General features: G+C 61.4%; 11 protein-coding genes. 10 read left to right on the forward strand and 1 reads right to left on the reverse strand.

Annotation, left to right across the window (positions count from 1 at the left end; translation table 11 throughout):
• Positions 1-54: 54 nt before the first annotated feature.
• Entirely contained in the window at positions 55-2,463 is a 2,409-nt protein-coding gene (locus ACSVIK_RS08685; protein ID WP_442443942.1) for a penicillin-binding protein 1A, read from the reverse strand.
• 184 nt (positions 2,464-2,647) lie between these two features.
• Between ACSVIK_RS08685 and ACSVIK_RS08690 the strand changes: the two genes are divergently transcribed.
• From ACSVIK_RS08690 to ACSVIK_RS08735, 10 genes are all read left to right on the forward strand, one after another.
• The gene (locus ACSVIK_RS08690) at positions 2,648-3,712 is read left to right on the forward strand and encodes a pilus assembly protein PilM (protein ID WP_268180919.1); all 1,065 of its coding nucleotides are present in this window, start codon (positions 2,648-2,650) and stop codon (positions 3,710-3,712) included.
• Positions 3,712-4,284 (forward strand): type 4a pilus biogenesis protein PilN, encoded by a 573-nt coding sequence (pilN, locus tag ACSVIK_RS08695; RefSeq protein ID WP_268180921.1) that lies wholly within the window; start codon positions 3,712-3,714, stop codon positions 4,282-4,284. The genes ACSVIK_RS08690 and pilN overlap by 1 nt, the downstream gene beginning before the upstream one ends.
• On the forward strand, positions 4,281-4,901 hold the full coding sequence (gene pilO / locus ACSVIK_RS08700) for a type 4a pilus biogenesis protein PilO (protein ID WP_442443943.1): 621 nt from the start codon (positions 4,281-4,283) through the stop codon (positions 4,899-4,901). Before pilN ends, pilO begins: the two co-directional genes overlap by 4 nt.
• On the forward strand, positions 4,901-5,425 hold the full coding sequence (gene pilP / locus ACSVIK_RS08705; protein WP_442443944.1) for a type 4a pilus biogenesis lipoprotein PilP: 525 nt from the start codon (positions 4,901-4,903) through the stop codon (positions 5,423-5,425). Before pilO ends, pilP begins: the two co-directional genes overlap by 1 nt.
• Before the next feature lie 56 nt (positions 5,426-5,481).
• On the forward strand, positions 5,482-7,602 hold the full coding sequence (gene pilQ / locus ACSVIK_RS08710) for a type IV pilus secretin PilQ (protein ID WP_442443945.1): 2,121 nt from the start codon (positions 5,482-5,484) through the stop codon (positions 7,600-7,602).
• Between the two features lie 5 nt (positions 7,603-7,607).
• A complete protein-coding gene (aroK, locus tag ACSVIK_RS08715; RefSeq protein ID WP_442443946.1) occupies positions 7,608-8,126 on the forward strand; it encodes a shikimate kinase AroK in 519 nt (172 codons plus the stop codon).
• Between the two features lie 51 nt (positions 8,127-8,177).
• The gene (gene aroB, locus ACSVIK_RS08720) at positions 8,178-9,281 is read left to right on the forward strand and encodes a 3-dehydroquinate synthase (protein ID WP_442443947.1); all 1,104 of its coding nucleotides are present in this window, start codon (positions 8,178-8,180) and stop codon (positions 9,279-9,281) included.
• 10 nt (positions 9,282-9,291) lie between these two features.
• Positions 9,292-10,863: an SPOR domain-containing protein gene (locus tag ACSVIK_RS08725; RefSeq protein ID WP_442443948.1), complete on the forward strand. Its 1,572-nt coding sequence runs from the start codon at positions 9,292-9,294 to the stop codon at positions 10,861-10,863.
• A 342-nt stretch (positions 10,864-11,205) separates the two neighbouring features.
• Entirely contained in the window at positions 11,206-15,654 is a 4,449-nt protein-coding gene (gene gltB / locus ACSVIK_RS08730; protein WP_442443949.1) for a glutamate synthase large subunit, read from the forward strand.
• 118 nt (positions 15,655-15,772) lie between these two features.
• Positions 15,773-17,191: an FAD-dependent oxidoreductase gene (locus ACSVIK_RS08735; RefSeq protein WP_442443950.1), complete on the forward strand. Its 1,419-nt coding sequence runs from the start codon at positions 15,773-15,775 to the stop codon at positions 17,189-17,191.
• The last annotated feature ends 59 nt before the right edge of the window (positions 17,192-17,250 follow it).

The following is a 17,250-nucleotide window of genomic DNA, read 5'->3' on the forward strand; positions in this document are numbered from 1 at the left end:
CTCCCCGCGCCGCTTCTACTTGGCGCTTGAGGCTTGCAGCTTGTAGCTGCTCCTCTAGAACAGATCGATCGGCGCCATCTCGTCGGCCGGTAGCGGGCTGCCAGGGGCGCCCATGCCTGGCTCGAACTCGTTCATCGGTGGCGGCGAGTCTTCGCTCTTGAACACCTCGAAGTAGGCATCCGGCGTGCCGGGCGAAGCGGCGCGGCCGCTGACCGGGTCGACGCGCAGGGTGAGGATGCCCTTGGGTTCCTTGGGGGCGTGGCTGGGGCGATCCTTGAGGGCCGGGCCCATGTAGTTCATCCATATCGGCAGGGCGACGGTGCCGCCGTATTCGTTGCGACCGAGGCTTTCCGGCTGGTCGAAGCCGGCCCATACGGTGGTCACGTAGTCGGCGTTGTAGCCGGAGAACCAACTGTCCTTGGACTCGTTGGTGGTGCCGGTCTTGCCCGCCAGATCGCTGCGACCGAGGGCCAGTGCGCGACGGCCGGTGCCGCGCTTGATCACGTCCTGCAACATGCTGGTCATGATGTAGGCGGTGCGTTCGTCGATGATCCGTTCCGCGACCTTGGGCTCCTGCGGCGGCAGGTCGTCCGCCGCGTTCACGGCCAGATTGGCGTTTTCCTCGCTCGGCTCGCTGCCGGGTACCCGCGCCGGATTGGCGCGGAACAGGGTCTTGCCGTTGCGATCCTCGATGCGTTGGATCAGGTAGGGCTCGATCTTGTAGCCGCCGTTGGCGAAGGTCGCCCAGCCCTCGGCGATTTCCATGGGGGTCAGGCTGGCGGTGCCCAGCGCCAGGGAGAGGTTGCGTGGCAGATCCTGTTCCTCGAAACCGAAGCGCTGGATGTAGTCCAGGGTTCGTGACACGCCCATGTCCTGCAGCAAGCGGATCGATACCAGGTTGCGCGACCTGTACAGCGCCTCGCGCAGGCGAATCGGGCCGAGGAAGGTGTTGTTGTCATTCTTTGGTCGCCACTTCTGCGAGAGGTAGTCGTCCGAGAGGATGATCGGCGCGTCGTTGACCAAAGTGGCGGCGGTATAGCCACTGTCTAGGGCCGCGCTATAGATGAAGGGTTTGAAGCTGGAGCCGGGCTGGCGCTTGGCTTGCACGGCGCGGTTGTAGTTGCTCTGCTCGAAGGAGAAGCCGCCCACCAATGCCTCGATGGCGCCGCTGTAGGGATCGAGGGAGACCAGCGCGCTCTGGGCGGCCGGGATCTGCACGAAGCTCAGGCTGCCGTCTTGTTGTTGCTGCACGCGCACCACATCGCCAACCGCAGCGACATCCGCCGGTTGCTGGGGGCGTGGGCCGAGGCTGTTGGTATTGAGGAAGGGGCGTGCCCATTTCATGCTGTCCCAGGGCACGGCCTGTTCCTCGCCATTGCGTCTGAGTACCAGAATGCCGCTCTTTTCCACCTGGGTGACGATCGCTGGCTCCAGGCCGCCGATGCTGCGGTACTTGCTCAACTCGGCCAGCCAGGCTTCACGCGTCATGCCGGGCAGGCGGCTTTCCGGGCCTCGGTAACCATGACGCTGGTCGTAGCTGATCAGGCCCTGGCGCAGTGCGTCATTGGCGATTTCCTGCAGGTGGCTGGGCACGGTGGTGGTGACGTTGTAGCCCTCGGTGTAGGCCTCGCTGCCATAGCGGCCGACCATTTCGGCGCGGGCCATTTCGGCGATGTAGGGAGCGTTCAGTTCGGGCGTGGGTACGTGGTAGCGCGCGTCCACTTCTTCGGCCAGGGCCGCTTCGTAGCGCGCCTGGTCGATGCGCCCGAGGCGGTAGAGGCGGCCAAGAATCCAGTCGCGGCGTTCCTTGGCGCGGGTTGGATTGACCAGAGGGTTGTAGCGCGAAGGCGCTTTTGGCAAGCCGGCGATCATGGCCATCTGCGCCAGGGTCAGGTCGCGGATGGATTTGCCGTAGTAGACCTGGGCTGCCGCTTCGATGCCATAGGCGCGGTTGCCCAGATAAATCTTGTTGACGTAGAGCTCGAGAATCTCGTCCTTGCTCAGCTCGCGTTCGATCTGCAGGGCCAGAAGGATTTCCGTGGCCTTGCGCGAAAAACTGCGCTCGTTGGTGAGGAAGAAGTTCTTCGCCACCTGCATGGTGATGGTGCTGCCGCCACTCTGAATCTGACCCGTTTTCAATAATTGCGTGGCAGCGCGCATCAGGCTCGTCACATCGACGCCATAATGGTTGGCGAAATTATCGTCTTCCGCCGCCAGGAGGGCGCTGATGAAATCCTTGGGGATTTCGTCGAAGCGAATGGGGGAGCGGCGCATTTCGCCGAATTCGGCAATCAGCTTGGCGTCGCTGCTATAGACCCGTAGCGGGATCTGTAGCTGCACCTGGCGCAGCGATTCGACGGAGGGAAGGGTCGGGCTAAGATAAAGGTATGCGCCGCTGAAACTGAGCAACAGTCCACAAAATACGGCAAGGCAAGACCAGCACAAGAACTTCAGCAGGCGCATCAAAATGTTCGGAATTCCAAGTAAAAGAATGAGTTAAGCAGTAGCCGAGGCTAAAAGGGAAAAATCGATCACATTATAAGCGTTTTTTCCTCGGGGTAGCCATTTGCGCTTCTGTCAAGACTGATATTTAATGTGGAAAAACATAAATAGTCCGTAAGTCGCGGATGCCAATAGGAAAACGGTCGTGCTAGGGCTCTTCACTAAGAAAGCGAATACGCTGCTGGGGATCGATATCAGCTCGACCTCGGTCAAGCTCCTCGAACTGAGTCGCTCGGGAAGCCGCTACAAGGTAGAGGCTTACGCAGTCGAGCCGCTCCCGCCAAATGCTGTCGTGGAAAAGAACATCGCCGAGCTGGAGGGGGTGGGGCAGGCGCTGTCGCGAGTGTTGAGCAAGGCCAAGACGAGCGTCAAATCAGCCGCGGTGGCCGTTGCCGGCTCCGCCGTGATCACCAAGAGCATCGAGATGGAGGCGGGACTGTCGGACGACGAGTTGGAGAACCAGCTCAAGATCGAAGCCGATCAGTACATTCCTTATCCGCTCGAGGAAGTGGCGATCGATTTCGAGGTTCAGGGGCCGGCTGCACGCAATCCTGAACGGGTCGAAGTGCTGCTGGCCGCCTGCCGCAAGGAGAACGTCGAAGTTCGCGAGGCCGCCCTCGCCCTGGCCGGGCTGACCGCCAAGGTGGTGGATGTCGAAGCCTATGCCCTCGAGCGTGCTTACGCGCTGCTGGAGAGTCAGTTGGGCGCCGGTCATGACGAGCTCACAGTAGCCATCGTCGATATCGGTGCCACCATGACCACGCTGAGCGTGCTGCACAATGGCCGCACCATCTATACCCGCGAGCAGTTGTTCGGTGGCAAGCAGCTCACCGAAGAAATCCAGCGACGCTACGGGCTGTCCGTCGAAGAAGCCGGGCTGGCCAAGAAGCAGGGTGGCCTGCCGGACGACTACGATGCCGAAGTCCTGCAGCCATTCAAGGAAGCGGTGGTGCAGCAGGTGTCGCGCTCGCTGCAGTTCTTCTTCGCTGCCGGTCAGTTCAGTGATGTCGATTACGTCCTGCTGGCAGGCGGAACGGCCTCCATTCCCGATCTTGACCGTCTCATCCAGCAGAAAATCGGTACGCAAACTCTAGTGGCCAACCCTTTTGCCGATATGGCTCTGGGTAGCAAGGTCAATGCGGGTGCGTTGGCCAGTGATGCGCCGGCACTGATGATTGCCTGCGGTCTGGCGTTGAGGAGTTTCGACTGATGGCGCGTATCAACCTATTACCCTGGCGTGAGCAATTGCGCGAAGAGCGCAAGCAGCGCTTTCTGGTCAGTCTGCTTGGTGTTCTGGTCATCGGCGCGGGTTGCGTCTTCTTGGGTGATCAGATGCTGACGGCGGCTATCGACACTCAGAACGCGCGCAACAACTTCATCAAGAGCGAAATTGCCGTGCTCGATTCGCGTATCAAGGAAATCAGTGAGCTGAAGACTCGCCGCCAGCAATTGCTGGAGCGGATGAAGATCATTCAGGATTTGCAGGGCAATCGTCCGATCATTGGGCGTATCTTCGATCAACTGGTGAGAACGCTGCCGGACGGCGTGTATTACACCAGTGTGAAGATGACGGGCAAGGAGATCGCCATAGTCGGTGCTGCCGAATCGAACAACCGCGTCTCCAATCTGATGCGTAATCTCGACGCCTCTGAATGGCTGACCGCACCCAATCTGACCGAGGTCAAGGCGGTTACCGCAGGTGCCGTCGATCAGGCTAACGTGTTTCAGTTGACGGTGCAGCAGACCCAGCCTCAAGCGGATCAAGTGGAGGCTGCGAAATGAGTTTGCGTGAATCGTTGGAAAGTCTGCGTAGCGTCGACCTCAATGAGCTTGATCTGAACAACTTGGGTTCCTGGCCGGCGCCTGTCAAGTTCATCGCGGGGCTGTTGCTGCTCATCGCTGTGCTGTTCCTGGGCTATAACTTCCATCTCAAGGATCTGCAGGCGCAGCTGGAACAGCAGCAGGGCGAAGAGGTGACGCTCAAGGATCAGTTCTCCAACAAAGCATTCCAGGCGGCGAATCTCGAGGCCTACAAGGAGCAGATGAAGGAGATGGAAGTTTCCTTCGGCGAACTGCTCCGCCAATTGCCCAGTGATACCGAGGTGCCTGGATTGCTCGAGGATATCACCCGCACTGGTCTGGGCAGCGGGCTGGAGTTCGAGGAAATCAAGCTCCTGCCGGAGGTCACTCAACAGTTCTATGTCGAGTTGCCGATTCAGATAAAGGTCACCGGTGGCTATCACGATCTGGCCACCTTCGTCAGTGGCGTGGCGAGCTTGCCACGCATCGTCACCTTGCATGACTTTCAGCTAGCGCCAGCGAGTGCTGGAAACTCCAGTCGCTTGAGCATGCAGATCATGGCCAAGACCTATCGCTACAACGACAAGGGGGCGCAGTGATGAAATTCTCTCGCCTGGCTTTGTTAGTGGGTTTCTCCGTACTTGCAGGTTGCGGTGCCAGTAGCGACTTCTCCGATCTACGCGCCTATATGGATGAGGTACGTGCCAGACCCAAGGGCTCCATCGAGCCGTTGCCGACCTTTCAGCCTTATGAAAGCTTCACCTATCGAGCTGCTTCGCTGCGCAGCCCGTTCCAGCCGCCGATCAAGATCGATGTGGTGGCCCGGCAGAAGGGCTCCAAGGAAATCAAGCCTGATGAGAGTCGGGTCAAGCAGTTCCTCGAAGGCTTCAATATCGAAACCTTCGAGATGGTGGGAACCCTGCGTAATGACCATGAGCTCTTCGCACTGGTCAGTGGGGCGGGCGGCGTTCACCGTGTGAAGGTGGGTGATTATCTGGGGCGTAATAACGGCAAGATAATCGCGATCGACGATTCCAAGATCGAGGTCATGGAAATTGTTCCGGATGGCGAAGGTGGCTGGCTTGAGCGGCCGCGCAGCCTTCCCTTGAAGGAGCGCTCCTGACGGGGCGAAGTGAAAAGATGAATATAACTAATCGGTCTGCCAAACAGGGTACTAACATGAATGGCTCTCTTTCTTGCTTGAGTGCCGCCTTATTGATGGCGTTCTTATCGTCCTCGGCTTTGGCGGCTAATCTTCAAGGTATGGATGTTGCGAGCTTGCCGGGTGATCGGGTCGAGCTGAAGCTGTCCTTCGACGAGCCTGTAGCAGCGCCGCGCGGCTACACCATCGAGCAGCCTGCGCGCATCGCTCTGGACTTGCCAGGCGTTGCCAACAAGCTCGGGGCGAAGAACCGTGAGCTTGGCGCTGGCAATGCCCGTAGCGTGACCATAGTCGAAGCCAAGGATCGCACGCGATTGATCGTCAACCTCAGTACCCTGGCGCCCTACAGCACGCGTGTGGAGGGTAACGATCTCTACGTACTGGTTGGTGAGTCCTCCGCTGCGCCGGCCAGTCGCCCGGCTGTGGCGGCCACTCCGGTTGCTCCGGCACCGAGCAAGAAGGTTTATGGCGCGCCGACCAGGGCCGTCAAGAACATCGATTTCCAGCGCGGCGAGCAGGGTGAGGGCAACGTCGTCATCACGCTTTCCGACCCCTCCGTCAGCCCCGATATCCAGGAGCAGGGTGGCAAGATTCGTCTGGACTTCGCCAAGACCGAACTACCTGAGTCCTTGCGCGTAAGGCTCGATGTGAAGGACTTCGCCACGCCGGTGCAGTTCGTCAGCGCGACCGGTACGGCTGACAAGACCAGCATCCTGATCGAGCCGGTGGGGCAGTACGATTATCTCGCCTATCAGACGGACGACAAGCTCACTCTGAGCGTCAAGCCGCTGACTCAGGAAGATTCCGAGCGTCGCAGTGCCGAGCGTTTCGTCTACAAGGGCGAAAAGCTGTCGCTGAACTTCCAGGATATCGACGTGCGTTCCGTGCTGCAGTTGATCGCGGACTTTACCAACCTGAACCTGGTTGCCAGTGATACCGTCTCCGGCAACATCACCCTGCGTCTGCAGAACGTGCCCTGGGATCAGGCCCTGGATCTGGTGCTCAAGACCAAGGGGCTGGACAAGCGTCAGGTCGGTAACGTGCTGCTGGTGGCGCCTGCGGAGGAAATCGCAGCGCGCGAACGTCAGGAGTTGGAGGCGCAGAAGCAGATTGCCGAACTGGCGCCGCTGCGTCGTGAGTTGATTCAGGTCAACTATGCCAAGGCGACCGATATGGCCAAGCTGTTCCAGTCGGTGACCAGTGCTGACGGTACGGCGGATGATCGCGGTTCCATTACGGTCGATGACCGAACCAACAGCATCATTGCCTACCAGACTCAGGAGCGTCTGGATGAGCTGCGGCGCATCATCGCTCAGCTTGATATCCCGGTGCGTCAGGTGATGATCGAGGCTCGTATTGTTGAGGCTAATGTCGATTACAACAAAGCGCTGGGGGTTCGTTGGGGAGGGAGCGCTCGCAATGGTCGTTGGGACGTGAGTGGAAAGGACGGCGTTCAGGCGTTCGATGAAGATACTGGTCAACGAGCTGGTTTTGTCGGTACGGATAAGATTGGTACCACTACACTTGATGATGGTCTAGCGCGTCTGCCCTTCGTTGACATGGGCGTCGGAAATAGCACCTCGGGTATTGCCATTGGTTATCTGGGGAGCAGTGTTGTACTGGACTTGCAGCTGTCTGCGATGGAGGCCACTGGTAACGGTGAGGTGATCTCCCAGCCCAAGGTCGTGACGTCCGACAAGGAGACGGCGAAGATTTTGAAAGGTCAGGAGGTTCCGTATCAGGAGGCCAGCTCCAGCGGTGCCACGAGTACGTCCTTCAAGGAGGCTGCCCTGTCTCTGGAGGTGACTCCGCAGATCACCCCGGATAACCGCATCATCATGGAGGTCAAAGTTACTAAGGATGCTCCAGATTTTGGTCGTCAGCTCAATGGTGTGCCGCCGATCAATAAGAACGAGGTTAATGCCAAGGTATTAGTCAATGATGGTGAAACCATCGTGATCGGTGGGGTATTTGAAAATACTCAAACCAAGGCAACCGAGAAGGTGCCTTTCTTGGGGGATCTGCCATTCATCGGTCGTGTCTTCCGTCGCGACATGATTACCGACAACAAAGCCGAGTTGCTGGTTTTCATCACTCCGCGCATCATGAACAACCAAGCCATTGCCGTGAATCGATGACCTAAGTGCGGAATGTAATCCTTGTTGGCCCGATGGGCGCTGGAAAGAGCACCATCGGGCGTTTGCTCGCCAAAGAACTGCGTTTGCCCTTCAAGGACTCCGACAAGGAGATCGAACAGCGCACCGGTGCCAATATCCCCTGGATCTTCGATGTGGAAGGTGAGCAGGGGTTTCGTGAGCGCGAACAATCGGTCATCGCCGAGCTTTGCCAGCAGGACGGCCTGGTGCTGGCCACGGGCGGCGGCGCGGTGATGCGTGTCGAGAATCGCCAGGCGTTGCATGCCGGAGGGCGTGTCGTCTATTTGCATGCTTCGGTGGAGCAACAGATCGAGCGCACGGCGCGTGACCGCAATCGCCCCCTGTTGCGCAACGCCAATCCGGCACAGGTGCTGCGTGATCTGATGGCGCTGCGCGACCCGCTGTATCGTGAACTCGCCGATATCGTCATCGAGACGGATGAGCGCCCGCCGCGGATGGTCGTGCAGGAGATTCTGGCCCGGCTGGATATGCTGCCGCCCCGTTAAAGCCCAGGGCGAACTGCGCTATCCTAGTCGCCTTTTTATCCTGGGGGCCTCATGCAGACACTTCACGTTGATCTCGGCGAGCGCAGCTATCCCATTTATATCGGTCAGGGGCTGCTGTCTGGTCCCGAATTGCTGGCGCAGCATATCGCCGGGCGGCAGGTGGCGGTGGTGACCAACGAGACCGTCGCACCCTTGTACCTGCAAACGCTGCTGCAGGTGCTCGAGGGTTACAGCATTGCCTCGGTGGTATTGCCGGACGGCGAAGCCTTCAAGAACTGGGAAACCCTGCAACTGATCTTCGACGGACTGCTGAGCGCCCGGCATGACCGTCGTACCACGGTCGTTGCCCTGGGCGGTGGCGTGATCGGCGATATGGCTGGCTTCGCCGCCGCCTGCTATCAGCGCGGCGTCGACTTCATCCAGGTGCCGACCACCCTGCTCTCCCAGGTGGATTCCTCGGTGGGCGGCAAGACCGGTATCAACCATCCCCTGGGCAAGAACATGGTGGGGGCGTTCTACCAGCCCAAGGCCGTGTTGATCGATACCGGCAGCCTGAATACCTTGCCGGCGCGCGAGTTGTCGGCGGGGTTGGCCGAGGTGATCAAGTATGGCCTGATCTGCGACGAGCCTTTCCTGGCTTGGTTGGAGCAGAATATGCCAGCCTTGCGTGCGCTCGATCAGCAGGCGCTGACTGAGGCCATCGAGCGCTCCTGTGCGGCCAAGGCGCGTGTGGTCGGGGCTGATGAGCGCGAGGCTGGGGTGCGCGCCACCCTGAACCTCGGACACACTTTCGGCCATGCCATCGAGACCGAGCAGGGCTATGGCGTCTGGCTGCATGGCGAGGCGGTGGCGGCAGGCACTGTGATGGCGCTGGAAATGTCCCATCGCCTCGGCTGGCTATCGAGCGCTGATCGCGATCGGGGTGTGCGCCTGCTGCAGGCTGCCGGATTGCCGGTAGTGCCGCCGCAGGACATGACCCCTGAGCAGTTCCTGCAACACATGGCGGTAGACAAGAAGGTGCTGGATGGTCAGTTGCGTCTGGTGCTGCTCAAGCGCCTGGGCGAGGCCGTGGTGACGGCCGACTATCCGCGTGAAATTCTCGAGGCCACACTGCGTAGTGACTATGCAGCGCTGGCTCGCTCGATCAACGCTTGAAGAGTGATTCATGACCAGTTTGCATGCTGACGAAGCGTTTCTGGCGCACTACCAGTTCAGTCACGACCCCTTCGCGCCCAGGGTGCCGGGCTTCAAGTTCTTCCCCGCGCAGCGCAAGCCCGTGCTGGGGCAATTGCATCATCTGGCGCGATACAGCCAGTTGCTGTTGGTGGTGACCGGGCCCGAGGGGAGTGGCAAAACGCTGTTGCGTCAGGCGCTGGTTGCCAGCACCAACAAACAGGCCGTGCAGAGCGTGGTCATCGCCCAGGGCATTACCGGCGGTGAGGCGCTGTTGCGTCAGATAGCGCAGGGGCTATCGCTGACGACAGCCGATCCTCGCTCGGTTCTCGCTCAGGTTGCGCAATTGGCGTTGACCGGGCAGGAAGTCTATCTGTTGATCGACGATGCCGACCAGCTAGATGACGCGGCGCTGCAAGTGGTGCTGACCCTGGCGGCCGGCGACGGCGAAGGACGTCCACATGTTTTCCTGTTCGCCGAGCAGACGCTGTTGGAGCGCCTCGAAGCATTGGCCGGCGGTGAAGAGTGCTATCACGCCATCGAGTTGCAGCCGTACGCTGAGGACGAGACCCGTGATTACCTCGCTCAGCGCCTGGAAGGGGCGGGGCAGGGTATCGAGGTATTGAACGAGGAGCAGGTCGAAGAGATCCACCAGCGCTCCGGCGGCTGGCCGGGGGCTATCAACAGCGAGGCGCGCGAGCTGCTGATCGAGCAGATGCTGGCGCAACGTTCCGGCGCGCGCCGAGGCGGTTTCTCCTTCTCCCTGCCGAAGAAGCATGTGCTGGCGCTGGCCGTGGTGCTGCTCGGTATCGCTGCTGCCTGGGTGATGCAGGGGCGCCAAAGCCAGCCAGCCGACGAGCCGGCGCTCAGTACCACGCTGCCCCTGCAGCCTTCTGCTGCGCCTGCCGAAGAGGCTGCAGCAGAGCCGCCGGCCACCACTGGCGCGCCGGCCATCGAGTTCGCCGGCAGCAGTCAGCCATTGCCCTTGCCCTTGGTTGGTGAGTCGCAAGCCGTGATTCGCCAGCCTCTGGCCGAGGCTGCGGGCGAGGAACTGGACGATTTCGAGCCGCCGGCCAGTCCTGAACCCTCGACTGTCACTGCGCCCTCTGCGCCAATCGCTGCTGCACCTGCACCTGCACCTGCACCTGCACCTGCACCTGCACCTGCACCTGCACCTGTCGCGCCGAAACCGGCCGTCCAGGCGCCGAAGCCGGCAGAGCCCAGTGTGGCGACCAAACCGGCTTCAGCACCTGCGCCTGCCAAGCCCGCAACCAGTTCGACGAGCGGCAATTGGTACGCCCAGCAGCCTGCCTCTCGTTATGCTCTGCAGGTGCTGGGGTCGCGTTCCGAGGCGAATATCCAGGCCATGGTGCGTGAAGGCGGCAGGGAGTACCGTTACTTCAAGAAGATTCACCAGGGCCAGCCGCTATACGTGCTGACCTATGGCAGCTTCGCCAGCCGGGCGGCCGCTCAGGCGGCGGTGAAGAACCTGCCGGCCAAGCTCCAGGCTGGCAAACCCTGGCCGCGCACCATCGGCAGTATTCAGCAGGAAATGAGTCGCTAGGCCGATTGGCTGCGAGCTTTCGTCGCGCTTGCATGGCGGCGGCGTAACGCTTTCAATCTACTGGCCTGCTGCTACTGCGCATGTCTGCGCGGCGGTCGCCTTCAAGCCTGAGCCATGATATGACTTGCTGGTCGTTATCATGGCTTTGCGCTCTTATCCTTCGTTTTTGCGACATAAATATTCAGCCCCTCGTCACGAAAATTTGTGACGTAATGGGTGGATATGTACAATGACCTCCCTTTTGCCTACGCAAAGCTGGCTCGTGCCCGCGATTCGGGCTTAAGCGATTGAATTAGAAAGTAATTTGCCTGGAATACAGGCAGCCTGGTGAGAGTTTCCCCTATGAAAGCAGGTTTGTACCGTCCTGATGAGTTCAAGGATAACTGCGGCTTCGGCTTGATCGCCCATATGCAAGGTGAGGCTAGTCATCACCTGCTCAAGACCGCTATTGAGGCCCTCACCTGCATGACTCACCGCGGCGGTATCAACGCCGACGGCAAGACCGGTGATGGCTGCGGCCTGCTGATCCAGAAGCCCGATCAATTCCTGCGTGCTGTCGCCCAGGAGCAATTCGGCGTCGAACTGCCTGGGCAATATGCCGTGGGCATGGTGTTCCTCAATCAGGATTCGGCCAAGGCCGAGGCCGCGCGCGAGAACATGAACCGCGAAATCCTGGCCGCCGGTCTGCAACTGGTAGGCTGGCGCAAGGTGCCGATCGACACCAGCGTGCTCGGCCGGCTGGCGCTGGAGCGTCTGCCGCAGATCGAGCAGGTGTTCATCGGCGGCGAAGGTCTGTCTGACCAGGAATTCGCCATCAAGTTGTTCAGCGCCCGTCGCCGCTCGTCGGTGGCCAATGCCGACGACGCCGATCACTACATCTGCAGCTTCTCGCACAAGACCATCATCTACAAAGGCCTGATGATGCCGGCGGATCTGCAGCAGTTCTACCCGGATCTGGGCGACGAGCGCCTGCAGACTGCCATCGCGGTCTTCCACCAGCGCTTCTCCACCAACACCCTGCCGAAGTGGCCGCTGGCGCAGCCCTTCCGTTATCTCGCGCACAATGGCGAGATCAACACCATCACCGGTAACCGCAACTGGGCGCAGGCCCGTCGCACCAAGTTTGCCAACGAGCTGATCCCCGATCTCGACGAGTTGGGCCCGCTGGTCAACCGTGTCGGCTCCGACTCCTCGAGCATGGACAACATGCTCGAGCTGATGGTCACCGGCGGCATCGACCTGTTCCGCGGCCTGCGCATGATCATTCCGCCGGCCTGGCAGAACGTCGAGACCATGGATGCCGACCTGCGCGCGTTTTACGAATACAACTCCATGCATATGGAGCCCTGGGATGGCCCGGCCGGCGTGGTGCTGACCGATGGCCGCCATGCCGTGTGCCTGCTCGACCGTAACGGTCTGCGCCCGGCGCGCTGGGTCACCACCAAGAACGGCTACATCACCCTGGCCTCGGAAATCGGCGTGTGGGACTACCAGCCCGAGGACGTCATCGCCAAGGGCCGTGTCGGCCCGGGGCAGATTCTCGCCGTCGACACCGAGACCGGCCAGGTGCTCGACACCGAGTCCATCGACAGCCGCCTGAAGTCGCGTCACCCCTACAAGCTGTGGCTGCGCAAGCATGCCCAGCGCATCAAGGCGACGCTGGAAGACCGCGACCATGGTTCGGCCTTCTACGACCCGGATCAGCTCAAGCAGTACATGAAGATGTTCCAGGTCACCTTCGAGGAACGTGACCAAGTGCTGCGCCCGCTCGGCGAGCAGGGCCAGGAAGCCGTGGGCTCCATGGGCGACGACACGCCGATGGCGGTGCTCAGCCAGCGCGTGCGTTCGCCCTACGACTACTTCCGCCAGCAGTTCGCCCAGGTCACCAACCCGCCGATCGACCCGCTGCGTGAAGCGATCGTCATGTCCCTGGAAATCTGCCTGGGCGCCGAGCGCAACATCTTCAGCGAGTCGCCGGAGCACGCCACCCGCGTGATCCTCAGCAGCCCGGTGATCTCGCCGGCCAAGTGGCGCGCGCTGATGAACCTGGATCGCCCCGGCTTCGACCGTCATGTCATCGACATGAACTACGACGAGTCGCTGGGCCTGGAAGCCGCCGTGCGCAACATGGCCGACCAGGCCGAGGAAGCCGTGCGCGCCGGCAAGGTGCTGCTGGTACTGAGCGACCGCCACATCGCCCCGGGCAAGCTACCGGCGCATGCATCGCTGGTCACTGGCGCCGTGCATCACCGCCTGGTGGAGAAGGGCCTGCGTTGCGACTGCAACATCCTGGTGGAAACCGCCACCGCCCGTGACCCGCACCACTACGCTGTGCTGCTGGGCTTCGGTGCTTCGGCGGTGTATCCGTTCCTGGCCTACGAAGTGCTGGGTGACCTGATCCGCACCGGCGAAGTGCTGGGTGATCTGTACGAAGTCTTCAAGTACTACCGCAAGGGCATCTCCAAGGGCCTGCTGAAGATCCTGTCGAAGATGGGCATCTCCACGGTCGCGTCCTATCGCGGTGCGCAACTGTTCGAGGCGGTCGGCCTGGCCGACGAAGTCACCGAGTTGTGCTTCCGGGGTGTGGCTAGCCGCATCCAGGGCGCGCGTTTCGTCGATATCGAAAACGAGCAGAAGCTGCTGTCCTTCGAGGCCTGGAACAACCGCAAGCCGATCCAGCAGGGCGGCCTGCTCAAGTTCGTCTACGGCGGCGAGTACCACGCCTACAACCCGGATGTGGTGCGCACCCTGCAGGAAGCCGTGCAGCAGGGCAACTACGCCAAGTACAAGGAATACTCGACGCTGGTCGACACCCGCCCGGTGTCGATGATCCGCGACCTGCTCAAGGTCAAGGAATCCGCCACGCCGATTTCCCTGGACGAAGTCGAGCCGCTGCAGTCGATCTTCAAGCGTTTCGACGCTGCCGGCATCTCCCTCGGCGCGCTGTCGCCGGAGGCGCACGAGGCGCTGGCCGAGGCGATGAACCGCCTGGGTGGTCGCTCCAACTCCGGTGAGGGCGGCGAAGACCCGGCCCGCTACGGCACCATCAAGAGCTCCAAGATCAAGCAGGTGGCTACCGGCCGCTTTGGTGTGACCCCGGAATACCTGGTCAACGCCGAAGTGCTGCAGATCAAGGTGGCCCAGGGCGCCAAGCCTGGTGAGGGCGGCCAACTGCCGGGCGGCAAGGTCAACGGTCTGATCGCCAAGCTGCGCTACGCCGTGCCGGGCGTGACCCTGATCTCGCCGCCACCGCACCACGACATCTATTCCATCGAAGACCTGGCGCAGCTGATCTATGACCTCAAGCAGGTCAACCCCAAGGCGCTGGTGTCGGTCAAGCTGGTGGCCGAGGCCGGTGTCGGCACCATCGCCGCCGGTGTGGCCAAGGCCTATGCCGACCTGATCACCATTTCCGGTTATGACGGTGGTACTGGCGCATCGCCGCTGACCTCCATCCGTTATGCCGGCGCGCCCTGGGAACTGGGTCTGGCCGAAACCCACCAGACCCTGCGCGGCAACGACCTGCGCGGCAAGGTGCGGGTGCAGACCGACGGTGGTCTGAAGACTGGCCTGGACGTGATCAAGGCGGCCATCCTCGGCGCCGAAAGCTTCGGCTTCGGCACCGCGCCGATGGTGGCTCTGGGCTGCAAATACTTGCGCATCTGCCACCTGAACAACTGCGCCACCGGCGTAGCCACGCAGAACGACAAGCTGCGCAAGGATCACTTCATCGGCACCGTCGATATGGTGATGAACTTCTTCACCTACGTCGCCGAGGAAACCCGCGAGTGGCTGGCCAAGCTGGGCGTGCGCAGCCTGGAAGAGCTGATCGGGCGTACCGACCTGCTCGATGTGCTGCCGGGCGAAACCGCCAAGCAGGGCAATCTGGATCTGTCGCCGCTGCTGGCCAGCGCGCATATCCCGGCCGATAAACCGCAGTTCTGCCAGATGCCGAAGAACCCGCCGTTCGACGAAGGTCGCCTGGCCGAGCAGATGGTGGACATGGCCAAGGATGCCATCGCCGGCAAGACTGGTGGTGAGTACGAGCTGAACATCGGCAACTGCGACCGCTCCATCGGCGCGCGTGTTTCCGGTGAGATCGCCCGTGTGCATGGCAACCAGGGCATGAGCGGCGCGCCGATCACCTTCCGCTTCAAGGGCACTGCCGGGCAGAGCTTCGGCGTGTGGAACGCCGGTGGCTTGCACCTGCGCCTGGAAGGTGACGCCAACGACTACGTGGGCAAGGGCATGACCGGCGGCAAGATCGTCATCACCCCGCCTGCCGGCAGCCCCTTCGCCACCGAGGACAGCGCCATCATCGGCAACACCTGCCTGTACGGCGCCACCGGCGGCAAGCTGTTCGCTACCGGCACCGCGGGTGAGCGTTTCGCCGTGCGCAACTCCGGCGCCCATGCCGTGGTGGAAGGCACTGGCGATCACTGCTGCGAGTACATGACGGGTGGTTTCGTCTGCGTACTGGGCAAGACTGGCTACAACTTCGGCTCGGGCATGACCGGCGGCTTCGCCTACGTGCTGGACATGGACAACGGCTTCTACGACCGCGTCAACCACGAGCTGGTGGAGATCCAACGCATCAACAATGAAGCGATGGAGGCCTACCGCAGCCACCTGGAAAGCGTGCTCGCCGAGTATGTCGAGGAAACCGGTAGCGAGTGGGGGCAGAACCTGCTGGAAAACCTGGACGATTACCTGCGCAAGTTCTGGCTGGTGAAACCGAAAGCGGCCAGCCTGAAGTCGCTGCTGTCCAGCACCCGTGCCAACCCACAGTAAAGCCGCAAGCGGCAAGCCCCAAGCTGCAAGTCAGATGCAGCGCCGGGCTTGCCGATCCAACGTGATTGTCTTGCAGCTTGCAGCTTGATGCTTGCCGCTGCTGTTATGAGGTAATGCAATGACTGAACGTCTGAACAACGACTTCCAGTTCATCGAAGTCGGGCGCAAAGACCCGAAGAAGAAACTGCTGCGTCAGCGCAAGAAGGAATTCGTCGAGATCTACGACAACTTCAAGCCGGCGCAAGCTGCCGACCAGGCGCATCGCTGCCTGGGCTGCGGCAACCCCTATTGCGAGTGGAAGTGCCCGGTGCACAACTTCATTCCCAACTGGCTGAAGCTGGTGTCGGAAGGCAACATCCTGGCCGCCGCCGAACTCTCGCACCAGACCAACACCCTGCCGGAAGTCTGCGGCCGAGTGTGTCCGCAGGATCGCCTCTGCGAAGGTGCCTGCACCCTCAATGACGGCTTCGGCGCGGTGACCATCGGTTCGGTGGAGAAGTACATCACCGACACCGCCTTCGCCATGGGCTGGCGCCCGGACATGTCCAAGGTCAAGCCGACCGGCAAGCGTGTCGCGGTGATTGGCGCAGGCCCTGCCGGCCTGGGCTGTGCCGATGTGCTGGTACGCAACGGCGTGACCCCGGTGGTATTCGACAAGAACCCGGAAATCGGTGGCCTGCTGACCTTCGGCATCCCCGAGTTCAAGTTGGAAAAGACCGTGCTCAGCCGCCGCCGTGAAGTCTTCAGCGGCATGGGCATCGAGTTCCGTCTGAACACCGAGATCGGCAAGGACGTGACCATGCAGCAACTGCTGGATGAGTACGATGCCGTGTTCATGGGCATGGGCACCTACACCTACATGAAGGGCGGTTTCCCGGGGGAAGACCTGCCGGGCGTCTATGACGCGCTGGACTTCCTCATCGCCAACGTCAATCGCAACCTGGGTTTCGAGAAGTCGCCGGAAGACTTCATCGACATGAAGGGCAAGCGCGTCGTGGTGCTCGGCGGTGGCGACACCGCGATGGATTGCAACCGCACCTCCATCCGTCAGGGCGCCAAGGCCGTGACCTGCGCCTACCGCCGTGACGAAGAGAACATGCCGGGCTCGCGCAAGGAAGTGAAGAATGCCAAGGAAGAGGGCGTTAAGTTCCTCTTCAACCGCCAGCCCATCGCCATCGTCGGCGACGGCAAGGTGGAAGGCATCAAGGTGGTCGAGACCCGTCTCGGCGAGCCGGACGCCCGTGGCCGTCGCAGCCCCGAGCCGATCCCAGGCTCCGAGGAAGTCATCCCGGCCGAGGCCGTGCTGATTGCTTTCGGTTTCCGTCCGAGCCCGGCGCCCTGGTTCGAGCAGTTCGAGATCCAGACCGACAGCCAGGGCCGCGTCGTGGCGCCGGAGAAGAACACCTTCAAGCACCAGACCAGCAACCCGAAGATCTTCGCCGGTGGCGACATGGTGCGCGGTTCCGACCTGGTGGTGACGGCGATCTTCGAGGGTAGGAACGCCGCCGAAGGCATCCTCGACTACCTGGGCGTCTGATGATGCAAGGCAAGTAGAGGCGAGATAAATCGTCACGATGGACAAAAGGCACGGCTCCC

This window comes from Pseudomonas sp. NCHU5216, from assembly GCF_052156495.1.
Lineage (GTDB): Bacteria > Pseudomonadota > Gammaproteobacteria > Pseudomonadales > Pseudomonadaceae > Aquipseudomonas.

Excerpts from the sequence above, each read along its gene's own strand:
- ACSVIK_RS08685 (WP_442443942.1), bottom strand. The coding sequence starts at position 2,463 with ATGCGCCTGCTGAAGTTCTTGTGCTGGTCTTGCCTTGCCGTATTTTGT.
- pilN (WP_268180921.1), top strand. The coding sequence starts at position 3,712 with ATGGCGCGTATCAACCTATTACCCTGGCGTGAGCAATTGCGCGAAGAG.
- pilO (WP_442443943.1), top strand. The coding sequence starts at position 4,281 with ATGAGTTTGCGTGAATCGTTGGAAAGTCTGCGTAGCGTCGACCTCAAT.
- pilP (WP_442443944.1), top strand. The coding sequence starts at position 4,901 with ATGAAATTCTCTCGCCTGGCTTTGTTAGTGGGTTTCTCCGTACTTGCA.
- pilQ (WP_442443945.1), top strand. The coding sequence starts at position 5,482 with ATGAATGGCTCTCTTTCTTGCTTGAGTGCCGCCTTATTGATGGCGTTC.
- aroB (WP_442443947.1), top strand. The coding sequence starts at position 8,178 with ATGCAGACACTTCACGTTGATCTCGGCGAGCGCAGCTATCCCATTTAT.
- ACSVIK_RS08725 (WP_442443948.1), top strand. The coding sequence starts at position 9,292 with ATGACCAGTTTGCATGCTGACGAAGCGTTTCTGGCGCACTACCAGTTC.
- gltB (WP_442443949.1), top strand. The coding sequence starts at position 11,206 with ATGAAAGCAGGTTTGTACCGTCCTGATGAGTTCAAGGATAACTGCGGC.
- ACSVIK_RS08735 (WP_442443950.1), top strand. The coding sequence starts at position 15,773 with ATGACTGAACGTCTGAACAACGACTTCCAGTTCATCGAAGTCGGGCGC.